General features: G+C 55.5%; 2 protein-coding genes. Both read left to right on the top strand.

Going from position 1 to position 1301, the window contains the following annotated elements:
- Window positions 1-118: 118 nt before the first annotated feature.
- The gene (gene rplC / locus HT737_RS12280; RefSeq protein WP_003228738.1) at window positions 119-754 is read left to right on the top strand and encodes a 50S ribosomal protein L3; all 636 of its coding nucleotides are present in this window, start codon (window positions 119-121) and stop codon (window positions 752-754) included.
- Between the two features lie 12 nt (window positions 755-766).
- On the top strand, window positions 767-1301 hold a 535-nt coding region (gene rplD, locus HT737_RS12275), incomplete at its 3' end, for a 50S ribosomal protein L4 (protein WP_182402680.1).

Genomic DNA, 1301 nt, shown 5'->3' with positions numbered 1-1301 from the left:
TTGCGGCCGGTGTGGAAGTGCAGATCAGCCTCGGCTAAGACTCGGTCTTGGTCGTGTAACGCTCTGAAATGGGCGGCCATAGCGGGTGAAAGCCCCGTACACTCATGAGGTTTACAACATGACTATTGGTGTAGTCGGTCGTAAATGCGGTATGACCCGTATTTTCACCGAAGAAGGTGTCTCCATTCCGGTCACGGTCATTGAGATCGAGCCGAATCGCGTCACCCAGTTCAAAACTGAAGAGACCGATGGCTATCGTGCAGTGCAAGTCACTGTCGGCGAGCGTCGCGCTTCGCGTGTAACAGCAGCTCAAGCTGGCCACTTCGCTAAAGCGAACGTTGCCGCTGGTCGCACCACCATGGAATTCCGTCTTGAAGAAGGCGAGTACCAGGCTGGCGATCTGATCAACGCTGAAATCTTCGCCGCTGGTCAACTGGTTGATGTAACCGGTCAGTCCAAGGGTAAAGGCTTCCAGGGTACGATCAAGCGTTGGAATTTCCGCGGGCAAGATAACACCCACGGTAACTCCGTATCCCACCGCGTCCCAGGCTCTATCGGCCAGTGCCAGACTCCTGGTCGTGTATTCAAGGGCAAAAAAATGTCCGGTCATATGGGCGCTGAGCGCGTGACCGTGCAGTCCCTGGAAGTAGTGCGCGTGGACGCTGAACGCAATCTGTTGTTGGTCAAGGGCGCTGTTCCTGGCGCTACTGGCGGCAACCTGGTTGTACGTCCAGCAGCCAAGGCTCGCGGTTAAGGGGAAGCTGACATGCAATTAAATGTAAATGACGCTCAAGCGATCGAAGTTTCCGAACTGACATTTGGCGGCGAATTCAACGAGACGCTGGTTCACCAAGCAGTCGTGGCCTACATGGCCGGCGGCCGTCAAGGTAGCAAGCAGCAGAAGACCCGTTCCGACGTTCGTGGTGGCGGCAAGCGCCCTTGGCGTCAGAAAGGTACTGGCCGTGCTCGTGCCGGTACTATCCGTAGCCCAATCTGGCGTGGCGGCGGTACCACTTTCGCAGCTCGTCCACAAGATCACTCCCAGAAGCTGAACAAGAAGATGTATCGCGCAGCAATGCGTTCCATCCTTGCTGAGCTGGTGCGTACTGATCGTCTGGTCGTGGTTCAGGATTTCGCTGTTGAAACTCCGAAAACCAAAGATCTGCTTGGCAAACTGAACAACATGAGCCTGACCGACGTTCTGATCGTGTCGGACGTTGTTGATCAGAACCTGTACCTGGCTGCTCGTAACCTGCCACACGTAGATGTACGTGACGTGCAAGGTTCCGATCCAGTTAGTC

Origin of the sequence: Pseudomonas sp. MD195_PC81_125 (genome assembly GCF_014060985.1) — a bacterium.
In the GTDB taxonomy this organism is placed as follows: domain Bacteria; phylum Pseudomonadota; class Gammaproteobacteria; order Pseudomonadales; family Pseudomonadaceae; genus Aquipseudomonas; species Aquipseudomonas parakoreensis.
This window is presented reverse-complemented; position numbering and strand designations above follow the sequence as displayed.

Bases quoted from the DNA above. Each gene is read 5' to 3' on its own strand.
- rplC (WP_003228738.1), top strand. From the start codon at position 119: ATGACTATTGGTGTAGTCGGTCGTAAATGCGGTATGACCCGTATTTTC.